Consider the following 21,525-nt stretch of genomic DNA (forward strand, 5'->3'; position numbering starts at 1 on the left):
TTCACATTAGCCATATTCAGTGTCTAGATCACGTTGCAGTTATTAACGACGGTCTTGCGGTCCACCCACAAACGCTTGCTCCTCGGTGTCCAGGTTATAAGCTGTATGCAACGCCTGAATAACCTCATGAAGCTTACCCGCTTCAATTACACACGATACTTTGATTTCAGATGTGCTTACCATTTTAATGCTAACGCCTTGCTCTGCCAGTACGGCAAACATTTGCGCAGCAACACCCGGATGGCTAACCATTCCTGCACCTACAATGGAAACCTTCACCAAGTTTTCCTCAGACGTTACTTCACGGTACGGAAGCTCTCCACGAATACCTTCCAGCGTCTTCAGTGCCGCTTCACGATCCGTCAGAGCTACTGTAAAGGAGAAATCCGCTTTACCAGCTTCAACCCCGCTCTGTACAATAATGTCTACATCAATTTTGGCTGCCGCCAGTGTTCCAAATACTTTCGCCAGTACGCCGGGAATATCGGCGACGCCCAAAATACTGATTCTTGCTACATTTTTATCATATGCAATCCCACTGACTACAACGCCTTGTTCCATTACTGCATCCTCCTTTACGACCGTTCCTTCATTATGGTTAAAACTGGACCGCACGATCAGCGGTACCCGGTTATGTTTGGCATATTCTACCGCACGAGGATGCAATACAGCTGCACCCAGATTAGCTAATTCCAGCATTTCATCATAAGAAATTTCTTTTAGCTTACGAGCAACCTTCACGATCCGTGGATCTGTTGAATAAATGCCGTCCACATCCGTGTAAATTTCACAGGCATCCGCTTGAATCGCCGCCGCCAGCGCAACCGCCGTCGTATCAGATCCACCACGTCCCAACGTCGTAATGTCTCCCTCTACAGACATCCCTTGGAAACCAGCTACAACAACGATCTTGTTGCTGCTCAGTGCATCCAGCACACGCTGAGGTTGAATATCCGTAATCCGTGCTCGACCAAAGTCAGATTCAGTACGGAAACCAGCCTGCCATCCCGTAAACGATACCGCTTCATGACCCAACTGCTGAATAGCCATCGACAACAAGGCGATTGAAATTTGCTCACCTGTCGTCATCAACATATCCAACTCACGTGCAGGCAACTGCTCATTCAACAATTTGGCCTGGTCAATCAGTTCGTCTGTCGTGTCTCCCATTGCGGAAACGACCACTACACATTGATGCCCTTCACTCTGTTTCTCCACAACGCGTTTTGCCACGCGTTTCATGCGCTCCGTGTCACCGACGGAACTGCCTCCGAATTTCATGACATACAAAGACAACGATATTCACTCCCTCAGACTCAGTATGTAACCTTGAGATGGCACCCAACGACTTGAACGTGACATCCTGCGGAATAACTTTAGTACAGTATAATACGAAAGTGCTGTGCGGAGCCATTGTTTTTTAATATTAGTGCTTATAAAAATATCCCCTGCCCTTCACAAGGACAGAGGAAATCTAAAAGCAGCAAATTTTATGCGCGAGACATGTATTTGCCGTCACGTGTATCAATTAACAATACGTCATCTTGGTTAATGAACAAAGGAACTTGAACATTCAAACCCGTTTCCAATTTGGCATTTTTGGTAGCACCTGTAGCTGTATTACCTTTAATACCTGGTTCTGTTTCGATTACTTTGAGTTCAACGCTGGTAGGCAGGTTAATACCCAGGATTTCGCCGTTATAGCTAACGATATTTACATTCATGTTTTCTTTCAGGAAGTTAAGTTCCCATTTCAGTTGATCGCTGGACAATGTGAATTGATCATATGTTTCATTATCCATGAATGTATGATCGTCTGCACTAGCATACAGATAAGATACACCGCGATTTTCGATTTGCGCCCGACCGATCGTTTCACCCGCACGGAATGTACGTTCAACGGTGTTACCGTTACGCAAGTTTTTCAACTTGGAGCGTACGAATGCTGCACCTTTACCCGGTTTTACGTGTTGGAAATCCAGCACCGTAAAAATATCTCCGTCTACCTCGACGGTCAAACCTGTTTTAAAATCATTAACGTTAATCACTAAAATACCCCTCCTACAGGACTGTTATCGTTATTAAACGACTGTAAATTCTTTGCTCGAATGTGTTAATAATTTGATGCCGCTATCTGTAATAACGATATCATCCTCGATCCGTACACCGCCCAATCCAGGCACATAGATACCTGGCTCGACCGTTACCACCATACCCGGCTCCAGAATATCATCACTCGCCTTCGACAGGCGTGTAGATTCATGTACTTCAAGACCCAGACCATGACCTGTACTGTGCCCGAAATTGTCTCCATAGCCATGGCTTGCAATAATATCCCGGGTCAGTGCATCCGCTTCACGGCCTGTCATGCCCGGCTTAATATGTTCAAGTGCGTGAAGTTGCGCCTTGAGTACAATATCGTAGATCTCACGCAACTGGGGCGCTAAATCCCCTTGTGTGGCCACTGTACGTGTCAAATCGGAGCAATAGCCATCCAGCAACGCACCAAAATCAAACGTAATCAGCTCGCCTGCTTGTACTAACTTAGCACTGGCTACGCCATGAGGCAATGCCGAACGAACCCCAGAAGCCACAATTGTGTCAAATGAAGAGGATGTAGCTCCCTGCTTGCGCATGAAGAATTCCATTTCCAGATCCAGCTCACGCTCGCTGACACCTGGTTTGATGTAAGGTAAAATGTGTGCAAAAGTAGCATCTGCCAAATCCGCTGCCCGCTGCATCACTTCCAGCTCTTCCGCATCCTTGTACACCCGTAATTTCTCTACAATGCCCGACACCGGAACCAGTGAAATAGGTGACAAATCTTCGCTATAAGCTTTATGCGTCGCAACAGTTACAGCGTCTTGCTCAAAGCCTGTTTCGCTGATCTGATGGGAAGACAGCAATTCTTTCACCGTTTCCATGACCTGTGCAGCGTGCTGCACTACCGTGAAGCCTTCGGCTTGTTCGGTCGCTTGCGTCATATAGCGAAAGTCAGTCAGCAAATAGCTATGGGATTCCGTAATCAGCACATAACCTGCCGAACCTGTGAAGCCTGTCAAATATCGACGATTGACAGGGCTAGTAATCAGCATAGCCCGCAGATTATGCTCGCCCAGCGCCTGCCGCAGCTTTAACACCCGGTCATTCTTCATCTTTCATTCCGCTCCCCTCTGTCAAATAACCAAATGCTATTTTAACACAGGGAATAGGCGCTTGAGAAGTTTTTGTTACGTTCAGCCCTCAGCTTTCTCAGGCTCGCGCTTTCTTTCATCCGTATACTCGACAGCAACGGTATATCCGATAAATAGTCCCCACAGTAAAAACACACAAATTTCCGTATACAGGGAATTCCATGTTAACCGATCAGGAGCATTCATCATCCCTAGCTTAGGACCTGTTAATACAAATAAAACAACCCACCAAATCAGGCCATACACAATGCCGGGTAAAGGACCCTTAAATCTGCGCAGCAACAGAGTGTACACCAGTGAAGCTACGACGGATAATCCAATAAAAAACAGTAGCCCTACCAGATGTCCCGCCATGGTGTTCATAAATGAATGCTTGAAAAAAGGCTCTGCGAGAAAGCCAGGCGCTACTACAGTAAAGTGCAACTTATAAAACAGCCAGCGCAGCAATCCCCAGAGCAAACCCGAAAAAAAACCCAACTCAAGCGCAAAAGGAATGAGAGGCGTATGTATTTTGCCTGACTGCTGCCTGCCTCTACCACTGTCGTTATGATTACGTTGATCCTGAGATCCACGAGGTTGCTCCTGTTCATGTCCTATCTTGGGTATAGAGAAGGTTTCGCTCATGTTGTTTAATCCCCTTTCAATATGAAAACTTTTTCCCATCGTAAAGACTATCGCAATCGGATATGCATGTACTTCCATCGGATTCTGCATTCCATTTTGCTGGTAGTATGCTCCAAGGGGGGAGAGTTTAACAATGAACAGGAATGCTGAATAATGGCAGCTTTCGACTTGAGGGTACGGACCCGTTTTTTACATTGACAAAATTTCAATCCTCTATCATAATATAATGGTGAAAATGATAATCATTATCATTTTATAAAAACATATATACGGGAGAACGCTTCTATGAAAAAGGGATTCATCGGGATTTTATTGTTAATGGTTTTTACGCTCACTCTGGCAGGTTGCGGAGCAGCCGACAATGCATCGGACAAAGATCAGGTAGCCACATCGGGTAGTAAACCGACTGACACAGCGACCGGTCCTGTGACGGTAAAGCATAATAGTGGTGAGATCACGCTCGACAAGCCCGCACAGCGTGTCGTAGTGCTGGAATGGACATTTACAGAGGATTTGGTTGCGTTGGGCGTTCAGCCGGTGGGTAATGCTGACAATGCCAACTACAAGGTATACGTGACACCGGAGGCGGCTCTGGATAGTAGCGTGGTCGATGTCGGCACGCGTAACGAGCCGAATCTGGAAGCAATTGCTGCATTGAAACCGGATCTGATCATTTCCAATGTTGATGGGAATGAAGCTATCTATGAGCAACTTAAGGCCATCGCTCCTACGATCGAATATAATCTGAACAATGGTAATGGCTACGATCATGATAAAATGGTAGAAATTTTTAATAGCATCGCAGTTGCTCTGGGAAAAGAAGAAAAAGCTAAGCAGGTGCTTGCCGAACTGGATCAGCATTATGCTGAAGCCAAAGAAAAGCTCGCCGCTGCTGGCAAGTCGGATTATCATTATGTACTGACACAAGCTTTCACTTCGCAAAATGCGGCCAGCCTCCGTATGTTTTCGGATAACTCAGTCGTCGTGGCAACACTGGCGAAGATCGGTATGATTAATGATTGGAAACCAAGCAAAGTTGAACCGTATGGCTTTACAACCGTCGGTATTGAAGCTCTGTCTGCTGTTCAGAACAGCAACTTTATCTATATTGTGCAGCCGGACGATGATGTTTTCGGGGCACCTATGAAAAATAATTCGGTCTGGAACGGTCTGAATTTCGTTAAAGAAAAACGCACCTATCCACTGAACGGTACGACATGGACATTTGGCGGCCCCCTCTCATCAAAAGGACTGGTTGACCAGGTTGTTGGGGCAATTACGCAATAGGTTGTTTCCGAAGTTTTATAATGAGTAGCATTTATGTGAGCAGTCTGACGCTCCATAAATGCTTTTTTTATAAGCCTGTGGTTACACCAGTTTCATCTAACTAGATATTCCCTTCCAAATTCGATACAATATACAAAAAAGCATGTATTAAGAGAGGTGAGACGGTTGTCACAAGCATCCAAGCCTGTGAGCTACGGTGGTCAGGCAGTCATTGAAGGTGTCATGTTCGGCGGCAAGCGTGTCAATGTCACGGCAGTTCGCCGCAAAACTGGCGAAATCACATATTTGGAAGTACCACGCAAGGAGCAATCCTGGGTATCCAAATTCCGCAGAATTCCTTTATTGCGGGGGATTGTAAGCATCATCGACTCCAGCGCCAAAGGTACCAAGCATTTGAACTATTCAGCCGATGCGTATGCTGATGATGAAGTAGATCCGGAAGAACGCGCTGAGCAAAAGAAAAAAGAAGAATCTCGCTGGAGTCTGAGTATGATGATCGGTGTAGCGGCAGTCGGGATTATCTCCTTTTTGTTCGGCAAAATTGTGTTAACCCTCGTTCCGGTTGTTGTAGAAGACTTCCTGTTCGACGGCTTGTTTCACAGCCAAATTTTGCATAACCTCGCCGAAGGAGCCATTAAGCTGATTCTGCTGCTGGCTTATTTATGGGGCATTTCCCAAACTCCATTGATCAAACGACTGTTTCAATATCACGGTGCAGAGCATAAAGTAATTACGGCATTCGAAGCTGGAGAAGAACTAACCCCGGCCAATGTGCAAAAATACAGCCGTTTGCATTACCGCTGCGGTAGCAGCTTTATTATGCTGACCGTGATCATCGGGGTACTAGTCTATTCCCTATTCACCTACGATAATCTGTGGGAGCGTATGGGGCAACGGCTTCTACTGCTTCCGATCGTACTGGGGCTTTCTTTTGAATTTCTCAAGCTGACCAATGCTCTTCGTGAAATTCCGGTACTTCGTTATTTAGGTTACCCCGGTCTGTGGCTGCAACTACTTACCACCAAAGAACCGACTGATGATCAAGTGGAGGTATCCATTGCCTCATTTAAGCGTATGCTTGAATTGGATGCTGAGTTGGAAAATGTACCTGTAAAGGAGACCTTCAACAGTCCTGCACTTGATCCTGTGAAAGGATGAGTGAATAATGAACAGACATGCTGTTATTTTCTGGCTTACCCTTGCTTTGGGTGCATATGGGATTGTGGATATGCTGTGGAGAGGAAGTTGGGGCTTTCTCATGAGTTTACTCATTCCCGTCCTTGTTTTTGCAGTTATATTTCTGCTATACAAATACCTGCCAGGACAAAGCAATCGTACTCCCAAAATCAAACCCTCTGTGCGCACCATGGCCAAAACAGCCAACGCACGTAAGCAGCAGACTACGGGCAAGCGCAAAGCGTATCCTTTTCATGTGATTGAAGGTTCCAAGGGCAAAAATGAAGAAGAACAACCTAAATATCATTAACGATAATAATCATCCTTTAAAATGCAGCACAAAGGAGCCGTCACCCGCATATTCAAATATGACCGGGAAGAGGCTCCTTTTTTACACCCTTTTAAATTACTTTAACTGCCAATTAGTGTTCATTTCATAGCGTACATGGTATCCTTCATCAATTGGTATTTGCTATACTGCTGCTGGTAAGAAGTGATGCTCCATTTGTGGAAAAAAGCATCCCCTGCCTGCACACCGGAAGCATACAGCAAATCACTTTGCACTGTAGAAATGTTAAATTGTGCAGTGCGGATCCCCAATGTTGGAATTTTAATCGTCCGATACCGATTCTCCTGCTCAATATATCGTTCATCGTGTGCTGATAGCATGGTATCGAAAATAGCCTGCAGCATGGTCAAAGGACCCCGTATATAAGAAACTTTGGTCTCCGTACCCGTCTTGCCCACCATTTGAAACCCTACCGTTGGAATCGTTTTGGCCTCACGTTCATTTACAGGCTCATCAAAAAGCCACAAAGGCAAATTGCTTAGTAAAGCCCCATCAACTACAAATATAAATTGCTGAGAAAAGGTCTTTCCCTTGGCAAGTGCAGAATCAAGCCTTAACATAACGGGATCAAAAAAGTAAGGGATACTTGTGCTCATCCGAATGGCCTTGGCTACCTCCAGTGAAGAGGGATTGATACCAAAACGTTTGATATCCTCAGGTAGCACCAGAATGCGTCCATTCGTGATATCTGATGCAATAATGCGCAGTTTGCCAGGAGGTAAATCCGCAAACGTACGCACTCCCTTAGCTCGTAACAGCTCACGTACCCAGTGCTCCAGTGCCTCCCCTGAGTAGAGACCTTTTTTAAGAAAGATACGAGCTGCTGGTCCAATCCACTTAATATTGAACACTGGAGAACGTCGTAACAACTTGACCAAGGGGGTTTTCTCAATTACGGCTTTCATTTCATCCGCAGAGTATCCCGCAGCCAATAAAGCAGCTACAATAGCACCTGATGATGTACCTGCTAAACGATTGAATACAATTCCATGCTCCTCCGCAGCCTTAACTGCACCCGCCAGCGAAATTCCCTTAACCCCTCCACCCTGGAACACAGCATTGATCAGCATAGATCAAAAAACCTCCGTTCTCTTGGGAGTAAGCAGTTCTACTGCTTATCTATGAGAACGGAGGCCCAAATAGAACCTATATGATCCAATTTATATCACATTTGATAATAATTTTGAAGAAGCTGAATGAGTCCATATGGATTTTTACGCAAATGCTGTGCACTAAAGTAAATATCCCCTTTGACCTGTTTATAATCTTTGTTCAGTTCAAGCTGCTTAATTAGCTCTTGAGCCGTTTGCCAGCCCTTTTCAGGGGTGCCGATTTTATACGGAGAATGACCGATATATAGCTTAACATCTGAATTTTTGACCTCATTGGACCACCATGCGACAAGCTTGTCATATCCAGCCGCAGGGAAACCGATACTCCAGTAAATTTGTGGAGCTACATAGTCAATCCATTCTTTGTTAATCCAGGTTCTCACATCCGCAAACGTCGTATCATACGCTGTAACGCCTGCCTTCGTGTCTGAACCCGTTAAGTCCTGAGATTTGTTACGCCATACCCCAAAAGGGCTAATTCCGAATTGAACCTTAGACTTGCTGGCATGAATGCTTTTGCCCAAATCGCGAACAAAACTGTTCACATTATCTCTCCGCCAGTCGCCCTTATTAGAGATTTTGTTGGCATTATATGCTTTGAAGGTCGCATCATCATCAAAAGTCCCGCTGTAAGGATAAAAATAATCGTCCAAATGGACGCCGTCAATATCATATCCGTTCACGACCTCCATAATCGCCGCAATGACATGCTGACGTGCAGCCGGAATTCCTGGATTGATGTACAATTGGCTACCATTCTTAACAATCCAGTCCGGGTGTTGATTAGCCACATGGTTTGCAGCCAAACCGCTGGTTGTTCCTGTAGAATTCGCACGGAACGGATTAAACCAGGCATGGAATTCCATCCCTCGCTTATGCGATTCGCTAATCATAAATTTCAAGGGATCATAGCCTGGATTTTTACCTTGGGTGTTGGTCAAATACTTGCTCCAGGGTACGAGACTTGACGGGTAGAGCGCATCACCGCTGGCACGAACCTGAACAAATACCGCATTGATGCCCATCCCCTGCAAATCATCGAGCATTTTAGTAAACTCCTGCTTTTGCTTCTCGGAGCTGCTTCGGGCAGCGGAAGAAGGCCAATCTCCATTGATGGTAGAAATCCATGCCCCACGCATGGAAGTTGAAGCCTTTACCTGAACAACATTTGCCTGTGAAGAACTTGAACCGTCCTCACTAGTAGACGTTGACGGTGAAGTGACAACCGTCTGCTCATTATCGCTGGCTCCCTGATCCGTACTTACACTCTCCTGATTGCCAGATGCAGACGTATCTGATGTGGAAGCACTGTTTCCCGCTGAGCTACTCCCACCCGTTGAGACACCTTCCTTACCACTGCTTAACGTAATGACTCGCTCTGAAGCTTGCCAATCCACTTTTAATCCCAACTCTTCTCCAACAAAACGCAGAGGCACCATGACTCTCCCGCTTGTCATACGGGCAGATGCATCCAGTCGAACTGACTTGCCATTCACCGTAGCGCTTTGTGCACCGTTCTCCATAGATATATTTTTGTTCTGAGCCGTAATCGTTACCATACCGGACGATTCCGACCAGTTGACCTGAGCGCCCATTCCCTCACTAATCACGCGCAAAGGAACCATCGTAACATTGGCTCCCTGTACAATATACGGTGACGCGTCGCTTTGCAGGGACTGTCCGTCCAATATAATTTCAATATCACCAGTTGGAGCTGCTTGAACTCCAGGAACGATGGCAGTCTGCACTGCTAAGAGTAGGCCTGCAGCCAATGCCACTATTTTCTTTCGATTCATATTATTACAATCCTCCGCTAACCCTGTTAATTTTAACCCCTATCTTGTCCTGCTATATAATGGATAGACGCTAATCACCGGATATTTGTTGCGGTCGGGACAAATAAAAAAGCATCGTCCATAAGGACAGATGCTTTTAGGAATCTCCACTCAATTCCTTGTGTATGTCATGAAGCTGGCGCAAGCGATCTTCATCCCGACGAAAATATTCAACCAATGTTTCGATACGGGTGATGGAATCCCAGCTCAAATGATGCTCAATACCTTCCACATCTTTATATATCAGGTCCTTCTCAACCCCAATCATATCCAGAAATTGCTCTAATAACTGATGGCGATCAACCAACCGTTTGCCGACCTTTTTCCCTTTTGGTGTCAAAATCAGTCCCCGATACTTCTCATATACAAGATAATCGTCCTTATCCAACTTCTGAATCATTTTGGTGACGGACGAAGGATGCACCTCTAAACCCTCTGCGATGTCCGAGACACGAGCATATCCCTTCTCATCAATCAGTTGGTAAATGCGTTCCAAATAATCTTCCATGCTTGGCGTTGGCACTTGTTTCCCTCTTTTCTGTTATTGAACGGGCGCTTACCGCCTTCATTTCCTGCGTTAAACCTACTATGTAATGATACATGTTATCATTGCCCATTGGCAAGTCTCATCCCTTCACTCACATCTATTGCCACGATTTGTTCAATTTAAGCCGGGTACACTAATATCGTCGTCCCTGTATCGTTTACTTCTGCGGCAATATGTTAAAGTTGGACACCAGAGCACTGTGGATTTATTTTGAAAGGAGCGTTAGCCATGTCTACGCTTGAGCGTACTCCTGTCCAAACCAGAGGAACCAAGCCATTTTTGCCTGACCTGGTGTTTTTTGAGCCAGACGCACTAAATTATCCCAAGGGCCAGCGTATTATGGATTGGGTTAAAGCCAAGGATATTCCGTACCGGATGACTACCTCTCACAACCGAATTACCAATTTACCAGGTGAAACTGAAGTTGAAAAGTACCGAATGGCAAAAAAAACTTTGGTAGTTGGTATCCGTAAAACGTTAACTTTTGATCAATCCAAGCCTTCTGCTGAATATGCCATCCCCATTTCGACTGGTTGCATGGGGCATTGTCACTACTGTTATTTACAAACAACCTTGGGAGCAAAGCCGTATATTCGTGTATATGTCAACACTGACGATATCTTATCAGCAGCTAAAGCTTATATCGAGGAGCGTGCGCCTGAAATTACCCGTTTTGAAGCAGCTTGTACCTCCGATCCGGTTGGTTTGGAGCATATCACCGGAACGCTTGGAGACTTGATTCGTTTCATGGCAGATGAGGAATTTGGCCGTCTGCGTTTTGTTACTAAATATCATCATGTTGATCCATTGCTGGATATTAAACATAATGGTCATACTCGCATCCGCTTTAGCATTAATTCCGATTATGTTATTAAACAGTTTGAACCTGCAACTTCCCGCTTCGAGGAACGTATTGAAGCCGCGGGCAAAATCGCACGAGCCGGTTATCCGCTGGGGTTCATCATTGCACCCATCATCTGGTATGACGGCTGGGAAGAAGGTTACGGCGAGTTACTGCGCAAATTGGGAGAAACCTTGCCCCAGCATGCTACAAAAGATTTGACGTTCGAATTAATACAGCATCGCTTCACCAAAACATCCAAAGCTGTCATCGAGAAACGTTATCCGAAAACCAAGCTGGAGATGGACATAGAGAAACGCAAGAAAAAATGGGGACGCTGGGGACAAAACAAATACGTTTATCCCGATGAACAGCAAAATGCACTGCGAGAGTTTATCACAGAGCGTATTTTTGAACATTTTCCTTTAAGTCGTATTGAGTATTTCACATAACTAGCATCCAACCCGGGGTAATCCGTTGTAAAAATAGCGTTACATCGGTCATATGATCCGTTACCAGTAAAATGCCAGTGATAACAAGTAGTATGCCACCTGTTTTGATGAGGATGGAGGTATAGCGAGAGGATAGCCGAACAGAGCCTACCAGCAAAGCTAATACAAAAAATGGAATCGCAAACCCGAGCGCATAGCCTGTAATCAGTTTGAACCAAATGTGATGCTCTACTGCAGCCAAAGCGATAATAGCTGTTAGCATGGGACCGATACAGGGCGACCAGCCTGCCGCAAAACCAATTCCGATTACAAAGGAACCGGCGTACCCGGCAGGCTTCCATGTCCAGCGAAGCTTATGCTCCCTCATTAGAATCAAAGGACTTACCACACCGAGAGATACCAGTCCCATTAGTAAAATAAGTAACCCTGCTACCACTCTTAGCGTATCCCCATAATTGGCAAACCATTCTCCAAGCAACCCGACACCTGCACCCAGTGAATAGAAAACGACCGAAAAGCCCAGTACAAAAGCAAGTGTATGCCCCATCGTACGATAACGAACCTCGGCCTTATGCCGTCCTTCAGCCAGTTCACGCGCAGACATCCCTGTCATATACGATAAATAAGATGGATACAGCGGTAAACAACACGGTGAAAAAAAAGAAACCAGTCCGGCTACGATCGCCAATCCGGCGTTAATATCTGTCATCCTCATTTCCTCCCCTGTCTTAAGTGAACACGAGCAAACAAGCCCTGCCTATTAAACATACGTGTAGCGGGAGCAAAATATGATGCACGCCAAAAAGCGCATGCCCAAGAAGAATGATTCTCGGGCATACGCTCATTACATTCTTTTATTAACTAGCGTACTACTTTACAACTGCACCATTCGGCATACCTTCCGGTACGGTGGCGAGCGTAAGCTGATCTCCATGTGAAGCTGCCAAAATCATACCTTGCGACAGCTCTCCCCGAAGTTTTACCGGCTTAAGATTGGTCACACAGATCACCTTGCGCCCAATGATATCTTCAGGTGTATAAAACTTCGCAATCCCTGATACTACTTGCCGCTGCTCATAACCAAGATCAAGTTGGAGCTTCAACAGTTTATCTGCCTTCTTCACAGGCTCGCAAGCGACGACCTGAGCAACGCGCAGTTCTACCTTGGCAAAATCCTCAATGCCAATCTCTTCCTTTGCCTCCGGCGCTTCCTGGCTCGTCTCAGATGCATTCTGTGGTTGAACTTGTGTCGTAGCTTCCTCTGGTTTCTTACCTCCTGTCATTGCTTCCACGATAAAAGCAACCTCTTGCTCTGAATCCAGACGTGGGAAGATCGGATTACCTTTGACCAACTGTGTTCCTTCCGGAATACGACCAAACTGCTTGCCGCTATCCCATGTAGTCAGCTCACCTTGGCTAATACCGAGCTGTTCCCAAATTTTATGAGGAGCACGGGTTAAGAATGGCTGAAGTAAGATGGAAGCGATGCGCAAGCTTTCTACCAAATGCAACATAACCGATGCCAATTCACGACGTTTTGCCTCATCCTTAGCCAAATTCCATGGTTGCGTCTCGTCAATATATTTGTTGCTACGGCTAATAAATTGGCTAATCGCCGTTAATGCCACGGAAAACTCCATGTTTTCCATGGCTTCTTCTACTTTGCTATAAGTCGATGTTGCCATGTCTTCCAGAGCTCCGTCGAATTCTGTTACATTTGCTTCATAAGCCGGAACCTTGCCGTCAAAATATTTATCTACCATCGCCACGGTACGATTCAACAAGTTGCCCAGATCATTTGCCAAATCCGAATTAACTCGATCTACAAAACTTTCTGGTGTAAATGTTCCATCTGCCCCAAAAGGCACCTCGCGCAGCAAGTAGTATCGAAGTTGGTCCAGACCATAACGGTCAATCAACGTTACCGGGTCTACCACATTGCCTTTAGATTTCGACATTTTACCATCTTTCATAAGTAACCAACCATGTGCAAATACTTTTTTAGGTAACGGAAGATCCAATGCCATCAGCATGATTGGCCAATATATCGTGTGGAACCGTACAATCTCTTTACCCACGATATGCACATTTGCTGGCCAAAATTTATCGTACAGCTCAGTATTAGAAGAACCATATCCCAAGGCTGTGATGTAGTTGGAAAGTGCGTCAATCCAAACGTATACGACATGCTTCGGGTCCCCCTTGACCTTAACACCCCAGTCAAAAGTTGTACGGGAAACAGCCAGATCCTCTAGCCCCGGCTTGATGAAGTTGTTAATCATTTCTTTTTTCCGGGATTCCGGTTGGATAAACTGCGGGTTCTCTTCATAAAATTGCAGCAACCGATCAGCATACTTGCTCATGCGGAAAAAGTAGCTCTCTTCCTTGACCAATTCTACAGGGTGCCCACTATCCGGGCTCTTACCTCCAGTCACATTGCCTTTAGCGTCCTTCACCACGTCAACCAGCTGAGTTTCTGTGTAGTACGTCTCGTCAGGGATGCTGTACCAGCCTTCGTATTCTCCCTTGTAAATATCGCCTTGTTTTAATAAACGATCAAAAATTTCCTGTACGACAGCCTTATGACGTTCCTCCGTAGTACGGATAAAATCGTCATTGGAAATGTCGAGCTTCCGCCACAGGTCTTGGATGCCTGCCACAATGTCATCTACGAAACGTTGTGGCGTTTTGCCAGCTGCACTTGCCTTTTGCTCAATCTTCTGACCATGCTCATCCGTTCCTGTCAAATAACGCACTTCATAACCGCGTAGCCGCTTGTAACGGGCCATTGCATCTCCCGCAACTGTCGTGTAAGCATGACCTATATGTAGCTTGTCGCTCGGATAATAGATCGGTGTCGTAATGTAAAATGTGTTCTCATTGGACATGTATGTTGCCTCCTGTTTTGTTCACGGCAGCTCGATAAGACCTGCTGACATGATGGTACTCCAATTTATGAATTTGGCACAAATTGGGCACAAAAAAGACCCCCGTCCCTATGGGACGAGAGTCACCTCACGCGTTACCACCCAATTTTCCTGTATCCTCGCAGACTACAGGCTTCACCGGTCACATCTGACCGCCCATTAACGCTGGAACACGCCTCCCCCTTACGTTTGCCTCCCGTGCACAAATAACTGTGGCAAATACGCTCGAAAAAGGTTCCTCCAGGACCATATTCAGGCTTCGCTCCAGACCGGTTTGCAGCTAACCCCGGCTCTCTGTACTGGACAATTCACCCTACTCATCCCTTCGCAGGAAAACAATATTAACCAAAATATAACGAAATCCGCATAGCGCTGTCAAGTCAGACTCTTCTCGGAATGAGTAGCCAAACGATCTTCGCTAGACCTGTCTGTCTCCTTTTTTGCAGGAGGAACCAAATCTACGCCTCCTGGATGAAAGGGATGGCATTTGGCTATACGCTTAGTAGCAAGCCATGAACCTTTGAGCGCACCATGCACTTCTACCGCCTCCAACGCGTACGCTGAACACGTTGGATAGAATCGGCAGGTAGCCGGCTTTAACGGTGAAATATAGGAACGATAAAACTTAATCGGAGCCTGTACCACTCTGCGTGTGGTGATTTTCATTTCAGTAGCCCCCGTGGCTGTGAGTGTGACTGCTCGTCTGTCTGAATCCCCCATCCGAATTACTATCAGTATGTCCATTCTTCTGTTGACATTCTTTACAATAACCAAAAATTTCAAACTTGTGCTCGACGATTTGGAATTGATCCGTTGTATCCGTCATTTGCATTGGGCAAAAAGAAATCGGTAATGTTTTCTGACAGCTCAAGCAAATCATATGGTGATGGTGATGATGCTCATTACAGCTCACCTTGAACTTCATTCCATCCTCAAAAGATACCTGTTCCAGCACACCTAATTCCTGCATTACACGCAAATTACGATAAACTGTATCAAAGCTAAGTCCACTGTACTTCTTACCCATATATTCATAAACGTCTTTGGGGGACAGATACCCTTCATTCTCGGAAAATAACGTGGCCAACGTTTTGCGCTGATCTGTAATACGCAGCCCCTGAGCGGACATTGTTGCAATAATCTCATCCTTTGTCAGCATGCGTTTCACCCTCCCCTGTCTGTAGTTTCAGGTTTTCTGATGCAGGCTTAGGCTTGCATCTATTTATTATACCACGATTAAAGTCAATATTATAAGAGATATTCGCATCTATACATAAGAAAAAGACGCTCTCCAGCGCTACGATCAAATTCGCAGCAGGAGAACGCCTATATTCTGCAAGTGACATCGACTTTTAAACGGTGAATGACGAGACCCAAGGTCTAAGCCGGTAAACAGTACCGGTTAATTCATATTAATTTTTAATAGCTGGTAAAGGCATAACTACTACGGAAACCGGCAAGTTACTTCCTGCAGCAGCAGTGAAATACATCTCTACACTTTCCTCGATATGCCCTGTGCGATACAGCACACTCATCTCATTTGGAGCCCATACCGAGCCGTTTGTCGGGATACCCACAACCTGATTGTTTACCATCGCATAGCCGGAATATTCGCCTCCACGCGGGTTGAACGTAATCAGTGAATACGGCGCTACATGATCCAATTTAACTTTATATACAACACCAAAATTACCGGCATTGGAAGCAGAAGAGCCGTCCAGACCATCCGTACCAATCAGGTTCGGGTCTACCTTATTATCGCCAAGAACGATACGTTGAGCTGTTTTACCAACCTCTTCGGTATAATTGAGTGAGATATCCGAATTAGCGTACGTTCCACGGTTATGAATACCGTCCTTAGGCAGTTTTGCCAAAGTAGGCAACACGGTCAACGGATCTGTATTTGCATCTAACACAATAACCGTGTATTGAATAGGTTGATCCGTATATAAATCGGATAACAGAGAAATGACTTGTTTTTGCTTGATTTTTTGTGCGTTCAGATCCTGTAAAACAATGCGACTTTCGCCAGGATTTAGAACTGTGCTAGAACGCTTGCTTCCATCCTGCATGGATTGAAAATATCGTTGAATCGAGACTTTACCCGCAGCTGTTGCAAATTCAGATGGTCCGGCAAAACCGGAATTTTCGACATTCATGTTGGCAGGAGTAATATTGTTGTTGGTTGCAATCACGTACATTTTCACATCTCGACCCGTTTCATTCACATGATGGACGAGTATGCGCGTGCTTCCTGATCCGGTTTCCTGATACACAATACCGTCCTGAAATACACGTTCCGGGCTGTTAGCACGGATCAAAAGACGCGGTGAAGATGTAGTTGTCAAAGGAATGGTAGCCATGGTAGGCACCTGACTGCCGTCTACTGTATATTTATCACCATATGGTGTGAAGATTTTATTGAAATCATCTTCGTTGTACAGCAGTTCATTCGTAATTTTAATCGTTTCACTTTTGGTACCTGTTGCGCCGTGCTTATCAGTCACGGTTAACGTAATCGTTACATCACCTGGTTGGAAGAAGGCAAGTTTCTTGTTCTCCCAATCACGCTTAGTAATAGCATTCTCATCATCCGTACTCAGGTCCGTAATGGTGATCTTTTCACCCATCTTGTACTCTTTTTTATCTGTAGTAAACAGAGCGACTGGCGGTTGGTTCGGCGGTCTTACTGTAATTGTAACTGAGTAAGGATCACTCCAGTTTCCAGCAGAGTCAAGAACAGAATAGGTAACTACATATGTACCCGGCTCCTGAAATACGTCCTGCTTACCTTCCCAACGTTGGTTCACAATCGGTAGACCTGTAGGAGAAGATTCCTTCGTCAAATACGTAACTTGGGTTTCGCCCGCATAGATATCTTTTTGCTGAACCGTGAAGGAAGCTTTAGGCTTCTGATTCAAATCCATGATAACTTGTTTAGTCGTATTATTCACAGTATAAGGAATATTTAAGGCCTGTGTAATCGAGGTCAACGGCACCATAAATACGTTCTTTTGCTGAAAAGCCGGTCCCTTCATTTGTCTGGCTTCACCGTTAACCGTATAAACCTTGCTGTCTGTTTTGAAGCGCATGACATTTGTTCCTTGTGTGATTACGGTTTCTTTGGTGGCAGTGTCATAACTAAACTGCAATCCGACACGGCTGACAAGTGAACGGATAGCTACATAGGAAACTCCGTCCTTAACAGTCATCGGCTGAGTTGCCGTATACACCTGTCCGTTTTGTTCCATTTTCGCGCTGTTTAAATACAAAATCAGTTGATTAGCACCCATGTTTGTTGGAGCTCCACCAGGATTGGTGATCGTTCCGTCTCCACCGTATACATCATTGGATACGTTCGATCCGTTGGTTGTATCCGTAGGTAGGCCAGTCAATGGATCATTGGTTACGCCTGTGTTATCTGGTGTTACCGTGTTGTTTTGTGTGCCTGTTCCCTCTTGAGCTCCGATACTATTCTGAACGCTGGAATCAGCAACATTGGTCTGAGCCTGCTGTGCGCTAACCGAATCGGTGGATTGAACGGTTGTTGATGCTGCTTCTGCTCCTACAGGGGCTACTGCGGCCACCTGAGCTACCGCCAAAGCGGTGAGCATGGTCCATTTCTTGAAATTCATTGTCTGTCTCCTTCTATCACCAAATTATTATCATTCCCGTAAAAAGTCATACTATTAGACGCGTCAGTTGTTAAAAAGTTTCTGGAAATTTTGCTTATCATGAAAAAAAGGGAACTTTCTCCTGTGACTGCAAAAAATTCTACAACAAAAAACCGCCACCCATCTGACCTGATGTGGCGGCGGCTTCATTACTAAGAAATAGCTTTTGCACCATTTACATTATGATGGACGACAGACAGCATTCTTTCCTGCAGTCTCCAGACGACCCTCTTCAATGAGTCGGTAAGCACGTTGAACTTCTTCGTCTGTAGGAGATGGAACTCCCTCCAACGGATACTCCTTACCGAGCATTTCCCACTTGTAAACACCCATTTGATGGTAAGGTAAAATTTCGAATTTCTCGACTCCGTTCAACGTTCCGATAAACCGTCCCAAATTCAATAAATCTTGCTCGTCATCATGAATACCCGGTACAAATACGTGTCTAATCCACATTTTACGCCCTTGCTCAGACAACCAGCGAGCTGTGCTTAGCATACGGTCGTTGGACTTGCCTGTAAGCTTAATATGCTTGTCGTTGTCAATATGCTTAATATCAAGTAACACCAAGTCTGTTACGTCCAGCAGATCATGGATACGGCCCGCATCATTAAAGCCATTACTGTCCAGTGTCGTGTGCAAATTCCAGCGACGTTTCACTTCTTTGAACAGCTCTGCTACAAAATGAGCTTGCAATGTCGGTTCTCCACCGGATACGGTCAATCCGCCTCCCGAAGAACGGTAATAGGCTAAATACGGTTCAATTTCAGCCAATACTTCCTCTAGGGTCATTGGATTGCCTTCATTCAAGGCCCAAGTGTCCGGATTATGGCAATACTGACATTTCAACAAGCATCCTTGCATAAAGAGCACGAAGCGGATGCCGGGACCATCGACGGTCCCGAAGGTTTCCAATGAGTGTATGTGTCCTTTCAACATGTTGCATCATCCTTCCCGCATCCGCTATGCGTGCGTCATTGTAATACTTATTTACATTGTACCGTGGAAAGTACGGTTAATAACATCCAATTGTTGTTCACGAGTCAGCTTGATAAAGTTAACGGCATAACCGGAAACACGGATCGTCAGCTGTGGATAGTTTTCTGGGTGTTCCATTGCATCCAACAGTTGTTCGCGAGCAAACACATTGACATTCAGATGATGTGCGTGGCTTCCAAAATAGCCATCCATCATCGAAACAAGGTTTGTTTTGCGTGTTTCTTCTTCTTTACCCAGTGCTTTAGGCACGATAGAGAAGGTGTTCGAGATACCATCCAGACTGTGTTCATAAGGCAATTTGGCTACGGAACTCAGAGATGCCAAAGCACCTTTTTTATCACGGCCGTGCATTGGGTTTGCCCCTGGTGCAAACGGTTCGCCTGCTTTACGTCCATCCGGTGTTGTACCTGTTTTCTTACCATACACCACGTTAGAAGTAATAGTCAGTACAGATTGAGTAGGAAGCGCATTACGATAAGCTTTATGCTTGCGAATCATGCTCATGAAGCTCTCTACCAGTTCCACAGCGATGTTATCTACACGGTCATCGTTGTTACCGTAGCAAGGGTATTCGCCTTCAATTTCAAAGTCAACAGCAATCCCTTTTTCGTTACGGATTGGTTTAACTTTTGCAAATTTAATGGCACTCAAGGAGTCGGTAGCAACTGACAGACCCGCAATACCACAAGCCATGGTGCGGAGAATATCACGATCATGCAACGCCATTTCAATGCGTTCGTAGCTATATTTATCATGCATGTAGTGAATAACATTCAAAGTGTTCATATACAGTTTGGCCAACCATTCCATCATAGGTTTGAAGCGACTCAACACTTCTTCATAATCCAGAACTTCACCTGTAATGGCTGGGAATTCAGGCCCTACTTGGACGCCAGATTTTTCATCTTTACCACCGTTAATTGCATACAGCAGAGCTTTAGCCAAGTTAGCACGAGCACCAAAGAATTGCATTTGTTTACCGATTTTCATTGCCGATACACAACAAGCAATACCGTAGTCGTCTCCATAAATCGGACGCATCAGATCGTCATTCTCGTACTGAATGGAGCTAGTTTCAATAGAAACTTTCGCACAATATTTTTTGAAGCCTTCAGGCAATTTTTCCGACCACAGTACAGTCAGGTTCGGTTCCGGTGCAGGTCCCAGATTGTAGAGGGTGTGCAGGAAACGGAAGCTGTTTTTAGTTACCCGAGTTTCTCCAGTTACGGACATACCACCAATGGACTCAGTAACCCAAGTTGGATCTCCACTGAACAGTTCATTATAGTCAGGTGTGCGCAAGAACTTAACAATACGCAATTTCATAACAAAATGATCGACCAGTTCTTGAGCTTGTTCTTCTGTCATTGTACCCTCTTCCATATCACGTTGAGAGTAAATATCAAGGAAGGAAGATACACGTCCTAAGGACATTGCTGCACCATTTTGTTCTTTGATTGCTGCAAGATATCCAAAATATACCCATTGGAAAGCTTCTTTCGCATTGTTAGCAGGTTTTGAAATATCAAAACCGTGCTCAGCAGCCATTTGTTTCAGTTCATTCAAAGCACGAATTTGCTCGGAAATTTCCTCACGCAGACGAATTACGTCTTCTTCCATGGAATCAACTTCAAGGCTTTTCAGTTGCAGCTTTTTATCTTGGATCAAGAAGTCTGCACCGTATAAAGCTACACGACGATAGTCACCGATAATACGACCACGGCCGTATGCATCTGGCAGACCAGTAATGATACCAGCTTTACGAGCCGCTCTCATTTCATCTGTATAAGCGTCAAATACACCTTGGTTGTGAGTTTTACGAATATGAGTGAAGATATCAATGATACTTTCTGGCACTTCAAAACCATAGGCTTTGCAAGCGTCGATCATCATTCGAATTCCGCCAAACGGCTGTAAAGAACGTCTGAATGGAGCATCTGTTTGTACACCGACAATTTGCTCTTTATCCCGGTCTAGATAACCCGGTTTATGTGAAATAATAGTGGATGGCGTATTCACGTCTACATCAAGCACGCCGCCGTTTGCCAACTCTTTTTTGGTAAGATCGGATACAATATCCCACAATGCAGTTGTGTTGGCCGTAGGACCAACCAAAAATTCTTCATTGCCAACATAAGGTAAGATATTGGTTTCAATAAAATCGTTGACGTTGACTTCTTTAGTCCATTTGCCTTTTTTAAAACCTCTCCAGCCAGATTGTTGCTCTTGTAATTCTCTCTCAATCACCGACATGTAAATCCCTCCAAATTGTTTGGTCTTCCGGACTTGTGATTTTTTTCACGATAAAGCTATTTCTTGAGCCCGGCCTGTTCACCGATGCCTTACGCTCAGTGTCGGGACCTTTCTTACACCCTTATTGTAGAATAATGATAGAGTGTAGTATGTGACAAAAATCACAATATGAGTGATTTTTGTCACTTTATTTTCCCTAGCTTCGCACCTATATCCTTAGCCTTGCCGTTCACCTCCCTTCCCAAACCAACAGGC

General features: G+C 45.1%; 19 protein-coding genes. 5 read left to right on the plus strand and 14 right to left on the minus strand.

Going from position 1 to position 21,525, the window contains the following annotated elements:
• Nucleotides 1-42: 42 nt before the first annotated feature.
• The 4 genes from MKY75_RS14960 to MKY75_RS14975 form a co-directional block, all read right to left on the minus strand.
• Nucleotides 43-1,296, minus strand: a complete 1,254-nt coding sequence (locus MKY75_RS14960) for an aspartate kinase (RefSeq protein WP_029517250.1) — start codon at nt 1,294-1,296, stop codon at nt 43-45.
• 194 nt (nt 1,297-1,490) lie between these two features.
• Nucleotides 1,491-2,048: an elongation factor P gene (efp, locus tag MKY75_RS14965; protein ID WP_029517249.1), complete on the minus strand. Its 558-nt coding sequence runs from the start codon at nt 2,046-2,048 to the stop codon at nt 1,491-1,493.
• A 33-nt stretch (nt 2,049-2,081) separates the two neighbouring features.
• A complete protein-coding gene (locus MKY75_RS14970) occupies nt 2,082-3,155 on the minus strand; it encodes a M24 family metallopeptidase (RefSeq protein ID WP_340885765.1) in 1,074 nt (357 codons plus the stop codon).
• A gap of 81 nt (nt 3,156-3,236) precedes the next feature.
• Nucleotides 3,237-3,818: a YqhR family membrane protein gene (locus MKY75_RS14975; protein WP_340885767.1), complete on the minus strand. Its 582-nt coding sequence runs from the start codon at nt 3,816-3,818 to the stop codon at nt 3,237-3,239.
• A gap of 21 nt (nt 3,819-3,839) precedes the next feature.
• Here MKY75_RS14975 and MKY75_RS14980 point away from each other — a divergent pair, with 21 nt between their 5' ends.
• From MKY75_RS14980 to MKY75_RS14995, 4 genes are all read left to right on the plus strand, one after another.
• Nucleotides 3,840-3,968: a hypothetical protein gene (locus MKY75_RS14980; RefSeq protein WP_340885770.1), complete on the plus strand. Its 129-nt coding sequence runs from the start codon at nt 3,840-3,842 to the stop codon at nt 3,966-3,968.
• A gap of 135 nt (nt 3,969-4,103) precedes the next feature.
• The gene (locus MKY75_RS14985; protein WP_340885772.1) at nt 4,104-5,105 is read left to right on the plus strand and encodes an ABC transporter substrate-binding protein; all 1,002 of its coding nucleotides are present in this window, start codon (nt 4,104-4,106) and stop codon (nt 5,103-5,105) included.
• Between the two features lie 165 nt (nt 5,106-5,270).
• Nucleotides 5,271-6,263 carry a DUF1385 domain-containing protein gene (locus tag MKY75_RS14990; RefSeq protein ID WP_029517245.1) on the plus strand — a complete coding sequence of 331 codons (993 nt, stop codon included), beginning with the start codon at nt 5,271-5,273 and terminating at the stop codon, nt 6,261-6,263.
• Between the two features lie 7 nt (nt 6,264-6,270).
• Complete coding sequence (locus tag MKY75_RS14995; protein ID WP_029517244.1) at nt 6,271-6,591, plus strand: hypothetical protein; 321 nt, start codon at nt 6,271-6,273, stop codon at nt 6,589-6,591.
• Nucleotides 6,592-6,710: 119 nt separating this feature from the next.
• Here MKY75_RS14995 and MKY75_RS15000 read toward each other — a convergent pair whose 3' ends face one another.
• The 3 genes from MKY75_RS15000 to mntR all read right to left on the minus strand — a co-directional run bounded on the left by MKY75_RS15000 (nt 6,711) and on the right by mntR (nt 10,100).
• Nucleotides 6,711-7,700 carry a patatin-like phospholipase family protein gene (locus MKY75_RS15000; RefSeq protein ID WP_165147072.1) on the minus strand — a complete coding sequence of 330 codons (990 nt, stop codon included), beginning with the start codon at nt 7,698-7,700 and terminating at the stop codon, nt 6,711-6,713.
• A 95-nt stretch (nt 7,701-7,795) separates the two neighbouring features.
• Complete coding sequence (locus tag MKY75_RS15005; protein ID WP_340885775.1) at nt 7,796-9,538, minus strand: family 10 glycosylhydrolase; 1,743 nt, start codon at nt 9,536-9,538, stop codon at nt 7,796-7,798.
• 136 nt (nt 9,539-9,674) lie between these two features.
• A complete protein-coding gene (gene mntR, locus MKY75_RS15010; RefSeq protein WP_029517241.1) occupies nt 9,675-10,100 on the minus strand; it encodes a transcriptional regulator MntR in 426 nt (141 codons plus the stop codon).
• Nucleotides 10,101-10,352: 252 nt separating this feature from the next.
• On the opposite strand from mntR, the gene splB reads away from it, so the two are divergent.
• Entirely contained in the window at nt 10,353-11,417 is a 1,065-nt protein-coding gene (splB, locus tag MKY75_RS15015; protein ID WP_023989268.1) for a spore photoproduct lyase, read from the plus strand.
• Here splB and MKY75_RS15020 read toward each other — a convergent pair.
• From MKY75_RS15020 to pflB, 7 genes are all read right to left on the minus strand, one after another.
• Entirely contained in the window at nt 11,410-12,126 is a 717-nt protein-coding gene (locus MKY75_RS15020; RefSeq protein ID WP_029517240.1) for a cytochrome c biogenesis CcdA family protein, read from the minus strand. The two genes, splB and MKY75_RS15020, sit on opposite strands and share 8 nt — an antisense overlap.
• A 160-nt stretch (nt 12,127-12,286) precedes the next feature.
• Nucleotides 12,287-14,305, minus strand: coding sequence for a methionine--tRNA ligase (gene metG, locus MKY75_RS15025; RefSeq protein WP_029517239.1), 2,019 nt, complete (start codon nt 14,303-14,305; stop codon nt 12,287-12,289).
• Nucleotides 14,306-14,719: 414 nt separating this feature from the next.
• Nucleotides 14,720-15,010: a membrane protein insertion efficiency factor YidD gene (yidD, locus tag MKY75_RS15030; protein ID WP_029517238.1), complete on the minus strand. Its 291-nt coding sequence runs from the start codon at nt 15,008-15,010 to the stop codon at nt 14,720-14,722.
• A 1-nt stretch (nt 15,011) separates the two neighbouring features.
• Entirely contained in the window at nt 15,012-15,503 is a 492-nt protein-coding gene (locus MKY75_RS15035; protein WP_039270917.1) for a Fur family transcriptional regulator, read from the minus strand.
• A gap of 253 nt (nt 15,504-15,756) precedes the next feature.
• Nucleotides 15,757-17,979 carry a copper amine oxidase N-terminal domain-containing protein gene (locus MKY75_RS15040; protein WP_340885777.1) on the minus strand — a complete coding sequence of 741 codons (2,223 nt, stop codon included), beginning with the start codon at nt 17,977-17,979 and terminating at the stop codon, nt 15,757-15,759.
• A gap of 219 nt (nt 17,980-18,198) precedes the next feature.
• A complete protein-coding gene (pflA, locus tag MKY75_RS15045; protein ID WP_029517235.1) occupies nt 18,199-18,957 on the minus strand; it encodes a pyruvate formate-lyase-activating protein in 759 nt (252 codons plus the stop codon).
• Nucleotides 18,958-19,008: 51 nt separating this feature from the next.
• On the minus strand, nt 19,009-21,270 hold the full coding sequence (pflB, locus tag MKY75_RS15050; protein WP_165147081.1) for a formate C-acetyltransferase: 2,262 nt from the start codon (nt 21,268-21,270) through the stop codon (nt 19,009-19,011).
• Between the last annotated feature and the right edge of the window lie 255 nt (nt 21,271-21,525).

The sequence above is a fragment of the Paenibacillus sp. FSL L8-0663 genome, assembly GCF_038008125.1.
Classification (GTDB): Bacteria; Bacillota; Bacilli; order Paenibacillales; family Paenibacillaceae; genus Paenibacillus; species Paenibacillus polymyxa_D.